This is a genomic window from Binatus sp. (SeqCode) (assembly GCF_035272065.1).
Lineage (GTDB): Bacteria > Desulfobacterota > Binatia > Binatales > Binataceae > Binatus.
The window spans coordinates 1-8,497 of the sequence record NZ_DATEQZ010000104.1; the positions used below are offsets into that span (position 1 = coordinate 1).

General features: G+C 60.6%; 10 protein-coding genes. 7 read left to right on the forward strand and 3 right to left on the reverse strand.

Going from position 1 to position 8,497, the window contains the following annotated elements; translation table 11 throughout:
• The 4 genes from VJX68_RS17100 to VJX68_RS17115 all read left to right on the forward strand — a co-directional run.
• Positions 1–257, forward strand: a 257-nt coding sequence (locus tag VJX68_RS17100) for an archease (RefSeq protein ID WP_324096931.1), incomplete at its 5' end; no start/stop codon positions are given.
• 529 nt (positions 258–786) lie between these two features.
• A complete protein-coding gene (locus VJX68_RS17105) occupies positions 787–1,083 on the forward strand; it encodes a hypothetical protein (protein ID WP_324096932.1) in 297 nt (98 codons plus the stop codon).
• The gene (locus VJX68_RS17110; RefSeq protein WP_324096933.1) at positions 1,080–1,487 is read left to right on the forward strand and encodes a hypothetical protein; all 408 of its coding nucleotides are present in this window, start codon (positions 1,080–1,082) and stop codon (positions 1,485–1,487) included. Before VJX68_RS17105 ends, VJX68_RS17110 begins: the two co-directional genes overlap by 4 nt.
• Positions 1,488–1,775: 288 nt before the next feature.
• The gene (locus VJX68_RS17115; protein ID WP_324096934.1) at positions 1,776–1,988 is read left to right on the forward strand and encodes a hypothetical protein; all 213 of its coding nucleotides are present in this window, start codon (positions 1,776–1,778) and stop codon (positions 1,986–1,988) included.
• A gap of 163 nt (positions 1,989–2,151) precedes the next feature.
• Here the strand turns inward: VJX68_RS17115 and VJX68_RS17120 are convergent, their stop codons facing one another.
• Both VJX68_RS17120 and VJX68_RS17125 read right to left on the reverse strand, forming a co-directional pair.
• Entirely contained in the window at positions 2,152–3,282 is a 1,131-nt protein-coding gene (locus tag VJX68_RS17120; RefSeq protein ID WP_324096935.1) for an NAD(P)/FAD-dependent oxidoreductase, read from the reverse strand.
• A 202-nt stretch (positions 3,283–3,484) separates the two neighbouring features.
• Entirely contained in the window at positions 3,485–5,242 is a 1,758-nt protein-coding gene (locus VJX68_RS17125) for a CocE/NonD family hydrolase (protein ID WP_324096936.1), read from the reverse strand.
• A gap of 480 nt (positions 5,243–5,722) precedes the next feature.
• Here VJX68_RS17125 and VJX68_RS17130 point away from each other — a divergent pair, with 480 nt between their 5' ends.
• Complete coding sequence (locus VJX68_RS17130; protein ID WP_324096937.1) at positions 5,723–6,166, forward strand: hypothetical protein; 444 nt, start codon at positions 5,723–5,725, stop codon at positions 6,164–6,166.
• Positions 6,167–6,242: 76 nt separating this feature from the next.
• A complete protein-coding gene (locus VJX68_RS17135) occupies positions 6,243–7,070 on the forward strand; it encodes a ThuA domain-containing protein (RefSeq protein ID WP_324096938.1) in 828 nt (275 codons plus the stop codon).
• Positions 7,071–7,102: 32 nt separating this feature from the next.
• Here the strand turns inward: VJX68_RS17135 and VJX68_RS17140 are convergent, their stop codons facing one another.
• On the reverse strand, positions 7,103–7,234 hold the full coding sequence (locus tag VJX68_RS17140) for a hypothetical protein (RefSeq protein WP_324096939.1): 132 nt from the start codon (positions 7,232–7,234) through the stop codon (positions 7,103–7,105).
• Positions 7,235–7,586: 352 nt separating this feature from the next.
• Between VJX68_RS17140 and menB the strand changes: the two genes are divergently transcribed.
• Positions 7,587–8,360, forward strand: a complete 774-nt coding sequence (gene menB / locus VJX68_RS17145; RefSeq protein ID WP_324096940.1) for a 1,4-dihydroxy-2-naphthoyl-CoA synthase — start codon at positions 7,587–7,589, stop codon at positions 8,358–8,360.
• Positions 8,361–8,497: the final 137 nt, after the last annotated feature.

Below are 8,497 nucleotides of genomic sequence, written 5' to 3' on the forward strand. Positions count from 1 at the left end.
AAATCATCGACGACACCGACGTCGACATGATGCACGACATGCTGGGCGCCGCGCTGAACGTGTTCCGCAGCGGTTTCATCTGGCGCGATGCCGAGCTCGAGGAGCGTGGCGGCCCGATCGTCGTGTGGCTCTCGGGCGAGCAGTACGACCCGGATCGCCATAGTCTGCTTACCGAGATCAAAGGGGTCCAAGAGCATCAGCTGGTCGTCGAAAACAAAGACGGCAAGTGGCGCAGCCGGATCACGTTCGATATCTGAGCGATGGCCGAAGTCGATCCACCCGCCGCCACGCCGGGCAACGCGGACGACCAATCGCAACGCGACGCGCAATCGCAAATTCGACGCAGAGTCCTCGAAGAGGCCTGGCTCGCACCGCCGTTTCGACCTGTGGCTACCAAAAATCCCAAATGCGCCGAAAAGTCTGGAGTTTTTGAATTCACCGACGCCATATCGCCGGCATGCTTACGCTCGTGCGATCGATCGTTTCTCGGCTTGCTCGCCGATTCCATAGTCGGGCGGTTGTGGAACCAGAGAACCTCGCGCTCCGTCACCAGCTGCACGTTCTTCGCCGCCAGCGGCCGGGTCAGTCTGCGTCTGTTCGCAATTGACCGTTTGCTCTGGGTCTTGGCTCTACCGACTGTGGCCGCTCTGTCTGGAGTTGATGATATTGGTGAAGCCGGCCACCGTCGTCCAATGGCACCGCCAGGGCTTCCGTTTGTTTTGGCGATGGCGCTCGAGATCCGGGCGGCCGTAAGTCGATCGCGAGATTCGCGATCTGATTCGGTAGATGAGCAGCGCCAATCCGCTGTGGGGTGCGCCCCGGATCCACGGTGAGCTTCTCAAGCTCGGCATCGAGGTCAGCCAAGCGACCGTCGCAAAGTACATGGTGCGAAGACGAGGTACACCTTCTCCGACCTGGCGCAGCTTCCTGCTCAATCACGCCGAAGGCATCGCTGCGATCGACATGTTCGTCGTGGCGTCCGCTTCGTTTCGACTGCTCTATGTGATGATCATTCCTCTGCCACGATCGCAGAAAGATCGTATCAGCGGCAGAACGAGGATGACAATTTTCGCGTCGATTTGATCAACAACTACGATGCCAACTCAGACCGCGACGCAGGAAGCACCAAGGCGCGTGCGCTCGAAATCACTCCCGGGATGTATCCGCATAACTACATGAGCGACGTGGACACGATGGACGTGTTCAAATTCAAGGCGGACGGCACCAGCTCATACTCTTTCAAGGTACGACCGTCGAGCGCGCAGGGCCTGCTTTCGCTGCAAGCGGTGGACGACGATAGCGTTCAATTGGGCCAGAGCACAGCCCCGAATCGGGGCACCGTCGCCAAGCTCGAAGGTTTGAAGCTCGCCAAGCCCGGATACATATATGTCAAGGTCTCGTACGACCAGTACGAGGCAAAGGGGCCATATTCGTTGGCGGTGGGAGTCGGGGATGTGGACTCGCCTCCCCCGCCGCCGGAAGAGTAGGAGCTTCAAACAACTGAGGTTCCTTAGAACTTGACCCGCCCGAATTCGATTCGAAAGCTGGGCGACAGAGTGTGCAAAGAGGAGGCGCTGGCGAGCCCGGCCTCCACGTGGCGTCAGCGCCTGCAGGTGTGATCACTATTATCAGGTGTGATCACTCCTGCCGAAGTCCGTCGGCTCGCGGAGTGCGCCGTCACGCTTGGCCGCCATAACTTCCACCTTACGGCGGCCCTCGCGGAGTGGGCGAATTCTCCGCCCCACCTCGCAGGGCGGTGCCAACCGGGGTCACAAGTGGCTGCGGGCAGCAGCACGCAGCACATGGGAACCTGCGCATGGTCGTTCTCGACCGTCGAACCCGCGACCGGCGCGGATGTCGCGATAGATCAGGTAGCGCGCGTCGCCGTGCTCGGAGACGTCACTCTCGAGCAGCGCTTGTCGAAGCGGCGCCATCTCCTCGACATATCCGCGCGCCGCCCTATTGATCTCCGTCCCATCGTTCCGTGATGGTAGAGACCCGCCGTTCGGAATCATCGACGGCACAGAGGATAAAGGCAATCGAGCTCGGAGGGATCGAGGAAACGATCATCTCGATACGCACGTCGGGAGCGTTGATGCCGCCGGCGGGATCGCAGCGGCCTCGCGCACGCGTCTCATTGCCGGGTAACTCTCAGAGGGCTGAGAAACGCGCCGGTGAGAGTGCGCGAGAATCGAAAATGCCGGTGCTTCCACGCGCGATGAGATCTGCCGCGATTTGCCCCAGCGCGGGGCTGCTCTCGATTCCAAAACCTTGCTGTCCAGCGAGCCAGAAGAAGCCACGCACAAGTGGATCCTCGCCGACCACCGGAACCGAGTCGGGCGAGAACGTGCGCAGTCCAGACCATTTGCGTTTCAGCGACCGCGGCACCAGGCGCGGCGCGAACCTGCGAAGCCGCTCGATCGCGCCCGCGATTACCACATCGTCGGGTTGCGCATCGCACGGGCGCATCGGTTCCTGGTCCATCGGGCTAAGTAACAGACCTCCCGACTCCGGCGCGAAGTAGAGCTGATCCAGCTCGCTGATCACAAACGGCCATCTGCTGACATCGATCTGCTCGGGCGGCTCGAACGTGACAATAGTCCGGCGGCGTGGCTCGAGCACGATTGGCGCAGCGCCCGCCGAGCTTGCTATCTCGCCGGCCCATGCTCCCGCCGCATCGACCACCCAGCGTGCGTGGACTTCGCCAGAGTTGGTAATGACGCCACGGCATCGGCCACCCTCGATAATCACACTCCAGACTTCGCAGTTGGTGCGAAGCTGCGCGCGTCGCCGCGGGTGGCGCAGATAGCTCGACAACAACTCGTGAACATCGATGCGCCCATCGTCGGTGAGAAGAATCGCGCGATCCGACTCATCCAGTTCCAGAACCGGAACGCGGGCGACGGCCTGCGCCTGCGAAAGCACCTCGAAGGAGACGCCATCGTTGCCGAGACGGGCGATCGCTCCGCGCAGCTCATGCAGCATCGAATCGCGGAACACGAACATCACCTGAGAATGCTGAACAAGCGGGTTTTCTGCGAACCCTGCCGGCGGATTGCGCAGAAAGCTTCCGCCGATCGCCTTCAGGCGTTGCACGGTCGGATTGGGATCGAACTCGACCAGCGTCGCCGCGCTGCGCCCGGTCGAGTGATAGCCGGGCTGACTCTCGCGTTCGAGAATCACCAGATCGGTTATGCCACGCTCGGCAAGAAAGTACGCGACTGATGCTCCGGCGATTCCGCCGCCGATTATGACCACCTCGAAACTGCTTTTGTCGCTCATTGTGCGCCGTGATGCGGTGGTTACCAAGGAAATCGGGCCGGACGAAGTTTTGAGAAGCGACAGGCCCTTCCGGAATGCGAGACATCAAACGGAGCGGCGAAACTGTGCCAACGCCAGGAAACTCGTTGTAGATGGCGGACCAGATCGGGAGCGTTCTCGCATTTCACGATGTCGGGAACTCGGCTGTAGTCGAAGGCGGCTTTCATCGCGGGATCACCGGAAGAACAATGTGCGATGCGTAGGGGCCCGAATGGTGAACCGTCTGGCGCGCGGTTTTGAGCTCGCGATCGACGAACAGATCACTCCCGGTGTTTTGATTGCGATCGTAGCGGGGGAAATTACTGGACGAAACTTCGAGCCGAAGCCGATGTCCCGCTTTGAAGACGTGGCTTGTTGCCCAGAGATCGATTCCGTATTCGTAAACTTTGTCGGGAGCTATCAATGTCGGCTTGGACGCCGATTCGCGGAAGCGCGCTCGAACAATTCCTTCCGCGATGTTTTGCGCGTAACCGTCGGACCTAACATCAACTAGCTTCGCCGTGAAATCAGTGTCGCGCGCCGATGAACTCGCATGGAGCTTCATCGTGATCGGCCCGGTGACTTCGAGGTCCTGAGGGAGAACGTCGCCAGTAAAGACCAGCACGTCATCCCGCTCTTCGACATCGCGCTGATCGAATACTCCAGATGCGAGGCCGAGAGTTGTGCCGCCGCGCGTGGGTACTGGATTGTCAGGATCATAGGTGTACTGATCCGCCGGCTCGTCGGCGGGTGCTTCGAATTTCAGTGCGCCATCGCCGCGTAGACTGTTCGCACGACCGCGGCCACGCAGGTACATCTTCACGTACTGAGCGCGCGCGAGCGGCCATTCGCGCTCGTCGCGCCATCGATTGTCCCCCATCACGAAAATTCTGACTGGCGGCTCCTCAAGAATTTCGTCTTCCCTGCCTTCGAACCAATGACGCAGGAATCGCTCCTGGTCGGCGAGCAATTCGACTTGCGCCTCCGGGCCGAAGTCGATATCGCCGGTGCCGCGTGACGTGGGCACCGAGTAGGGCAACAAATGCGCCCATGGTCCCATGATCAGCCGCTGTCCGCGGCGGGCCTTGTCGCTGCGCGCGTCTCGGTGCATCTGGGTGTACATCGTGAGCGTGTCGAACTGGAAGGCGTCGTACCACGATCCGGTATGCATCATCGGCACGGTCACATTATGCACTAGCGGGCGAATGTCAGTTGCCGTCCAGAACGCCCCATCTCTCCAGTGGTGGAGATAGTCGGCAAAGTGAGGCGCTCCAGCTTTCAGGCGTTCGCCCCAATCGGTAATCGGCAGATGCCGATATGCCTCGTTGTTGCACGGCGAGAGGGGTAGCTCCGGATGCGACAGGTAGCTATCGAGCTGGTCCTTATACTCTTGGTAGATACCCTTCCGCTCAAGCGTGTTGCGCGCCATGAACGAAAAGTAGGCAAGCATCCATCCTAGCTCGAACACCCCGCGCCGATAGATGCAGTTTTCGTAGTAGGTGACCGGACCCGACACTGGGCACATCGCGACCAGATGCGGCGGCCCTAGCGTTGCCGCATAATACTGCACGAGTGCCAGATACGACTGACCGACTGCGCCAACCTTGCCGTTTGACCATGGCAACGACGCGGCCCATTCGATGGCGTCGTACCCATCGCGCGCTTCGTTGACGAACGGCGCGAACTCACCCTCGGAGCTGAAGCGTCCGCGCGTGTCCTGCACGATCAGCACATAGCCCCGCGGAGGAAAATAATCACGCTCGGTCATCGCCATCTGCTGGCTCTTGTCGTATGGCGTGCGCATCACCAGGACCGGAAATCTTCCGGACGCGTCGGGCCGGTACACGTCAGCAAGGAGCGTGACACCGTCGCGCGTGCGCATCGCCAGATTCTTTTCGATGGTGACCTTGTACTTGGGCTCCGCCTCGCGATTCTGCGGCATGGTGCGTCCTCCCTCCGAGCAAGATCGATCGGGCCGGATTCCTGTCTAGTCGGCTTCGCAGCGAATCACAAATAAGTGGGATACGTGGAAAACCCTCTCTGCGATTGTTGCCCAATCAGAGGACCCGCAGCGACACCGCTGTCGCTGCCGAAAACCCGGATCCGAAGGTTGGGTGGCAGCGGGCCCACCGTGGCATGAAGATCAGCGAGAGCGACTGAAACGTGTTCCTCGGACACGCGGCTGCGACCCTGGCGAAGTTCAAGGTGCCGGAGTCCGCACAGCGCGACGTAGTGGCATCCGTCCAGAGCCTCAAGAAAGATATCGTCGAATAAGGGTGGTCAGATTGCCGGAGAGGTTGCCTCACAGCAACGCCATGCGCTCTGATGTCAACCACTGGCGCAAGAAGAATTGACCGCACGGGCATAGGCGTGCCGGCGATATTGCGTCGGTGAATCCAGAGACTCCAGACTTTTCGACGCATTGGAACTTCTAGCAACCACAGGGGAAGAGGCGCCCGCGGGGCTGACCGTGGTGATCGCGTGGCTCTGGCTCACCGTCGCATGGAGCGCTACTTACTGGATCCTCTTCTTCACAACCGGGGTCGTGCAGACGAGCAGCGACGCCGCCTACCTCGACTTTGAACGCGCGTTCCCGGCAGCCGATGCATGGCTGGCGTTCGCATCGGCCTGGTGTGCGATCAATTGCGCGCGCCGACGCCCGCAGGCCGTCTTGTGGGCGTTAGTTGCGAGCGGCGCCTCGGTCGACCTTGGTTGCATGGACACGCTCTACAATCTGGAACACGGCAAGTACGCGTCCCTCGACGCCGGTATGATTTTGGAGATGCTTATCAACCTGAGCTCGTTTGTTTCGCCGGCGATTCTGATTCCCTACTTCTGGCGGAATCGCCGCCGGTTTGGAACTTAGGTTTCTTGAAGGTGTTCCCACTGAAGACTCAATTGCGAGAAACACCGAGTCTCTTCGCTAGACCACGGAGCGCAAGATGTCAAAACCGATTCGAGTCCATCTTATCACCGGGGGATTTCCTCCCGGTTCGTTCGCCGGCCATGACATGGATTACGCGCGGCTGCGCCTGCTCGGCCTGCTGCAAGAGAATTCTCAGGTGCTCACGACTTGCGGCAACGATTTTGCCGACGTCGCGAAGTGGCTGCCCGGCAGCCATTTTTTAATCACCTATGTCGCCGGCCCGTTTCCGAATGACGAGCAGGATGAGTCTATTCGCAACTTCCTCAGGTCGGGCGGGCGATGGCTTGCGCTGCACGGGACCAGCGGCGGAAAAGCGGTGCCGGTCGGCGACCAGCGCTACATCCGGAAAATGGTCAAGGGCCGCTATCACGAAACGCTCGGCTGTTTTTTTCTGAATCATCCGCCGCTGCGCAAGTTCCGCGTCGAGGTCGCGGATCGCGGGCACTTTATCACCAGAGGACTGCCGGCCTCCTTCGACGTGATGGACGAGCTCTATCTAATCGAGCTTCAGGACCCGTCGGCGTGCCAGACGCTGCTCACGACCGAACTCGCTACGGACCCCTCGCCCAGAGGATTCGGTTTCGTTTACGAAAGAGACAGCTCGGTCATGCCCGATGGCAAGACGCGCGTGCTCGGCTACACACGCGAGGTCGGCGCCGGCGCGGTTACCTATGTCGCACTGGGCCACTGCCATTCGCCGATAAGTAACGTCCAGCCGTTTGTGGATTCGAGCGTCGAGCCTGCCGGCCAAACTCCGCAGGTTTTCCGCGGTTCATGGGAGACCGCGGAGTTCGAGATGCTGCTGCGCAACGCGATCGGCTGGGGAAACGGCGCGCGGCCATAGAGCGCCGCCACGCACCCGGCCCTGATCCCCTCTCAAGTGTGATCGAAGATCACCTGCTCCCCGGTCAGAAACATCGTGAGCGGGACATCTCCAGAAGCGCCATCGTCTTCCACCGGCGTGGGTCCGACGCGTCGGCCTTCGGGCGTCGCGGAACCGGCCTGCATCTTGTTTCATCGAGGCCCACCAGACCTCGGTGATGCCGGCGGCCGGTTCCATCATGCCGCGCGACTCCTGCATGCCGCGGTTGAAGCGGCGTGTCGATCAGATGGCTCTAAACATATTTGCGCGCGCGGATCGCGCAGGTTGCATGACCCCGCACCCGTGACCCATTGGAATTCAGCCAATATTTCGTAGAAGGCCTTCGGCGCGATATCATCGCGGCGCGACAGGACATAAACGATCTTGATGATGGCGTTCCTCTTTGCGCAATTTGGCGTTGGGTTCGGCTGCCACGATGCTATCATAATCGGTCTTTGGACTGACGACGATCTCATGAGATCACGCAGGGAGAGAACGATGGATTTCACCGATATCATTTATGAGAAGCGGGATGGCATAGCCACGATCACGATCAACCGACCTGAGGTGATGAACGCATTTCGAGGCGAGACCGTGAGGGAAATGGTCGAAGCCTTCAGGGATGCGGCCCACGACCGCTCCGTCGGTGCCGTCATCCTTACCGGAGCCGGAGAGCGCGCCTTTTGTTCCGGTGGCGACCAGTCGGCACGGAGCAAGGGAGGCTACCAGGGCGGGATGAACGTCGATGAATTGCACTCGATCATCCGGGACATTCCCAAACCCGTGATAGCGGCAGTCAACGGATATGCGATCGGCGGCGGACACGTGCTTCACGTGATCTGCGATCTGACAATCGCCGCCGAGACGGCCAAGTTCGGACAGGTCGGCCCGCGAGTGGGCAGCGTCGACCCTGGCTTCGGAACCGCCTACCTGACGCGCGTGGTGGGTGAGAAAAAGGCGCGTGAGATTTGGTACCTGTGCCGTCAGTACTCCGCCCAGGAAGCGCTCGAGATGAGACTGGTCAACAAGGTCGTTCCGGCAACGCAGCTGATGGACGAAGCCCGGGCGTGGGCGCGCGAGATTCTCGCGATGAGCCCCACCGCGATCAAGATCGCAAAAGCCTCGTTTGCCGCGGAGACCGACCATATCAAGGGAATCGGTGCCCTGGGCGGCACCGCGCTGGCACTCTACTACGGTACCGATGAAGCAATGGAAGGCCGCAACGCTTTCTTGGAGCGGCGCAAGCCGGACTTCCGCAAGCCTCGGAAATGATTCCAGGTCCAGTCCTTGCCGCGCCGCCGAAGTAACAATGGCCGAAGCCGCGCTAACAGCCTGTCCGCCCTTTGTCGGTCGCGCGTTCGGCCTTATCACCGAGGACTTTCCAATGCTTTCGGAGTTTCAGTAGCCGA

Bases quoted from the DNA above. Each gene is read 5' to 3' on its own strand.
- VJX68_RS17125 (WP_324096936.1), bottom strand. From the start codon at position 5,242: ATGCCGCAGAATCGCGAGGCGGAGCCCAAGTACAAGGTCACCATCGAA.
- VJX68_RS17140 (WP_324096939.1), bottom strand. From the start codon at position 7,234: ATGCAGGCCGGTTCCGCGACGCCCGAAGGCCGACGCGTCGGACCCACG.
- VJX68_RS17120 (WP_324096935.1), bottom strand. From the start codon at position 3,282: ATGAGCGACAAAAGCAGTTTCGAGGTGGTCATAATCGGCGGCGGAATC.
- VJX68_RS17105 (WP_324096932.1), top strand. From the start codon at position 787: ATGAGCAGCGCCAATCCGCTGTGGGGTGCGCCCCGGATCCACGGTGAG.
- VJX68_RS17135 (WP_324096938.1), top strand. From the start codon at position 6,243: ATGTCAAAACCGATTCGAGTCCATCTTATCACCGGGGGATTTCCTCCC.
- menB (WP_324096940.1), top strand. From the start codon at position 7,587: ATGGATTTCACCGATATCATTTATGAGAAGCGGGATGGCATAGCCACG.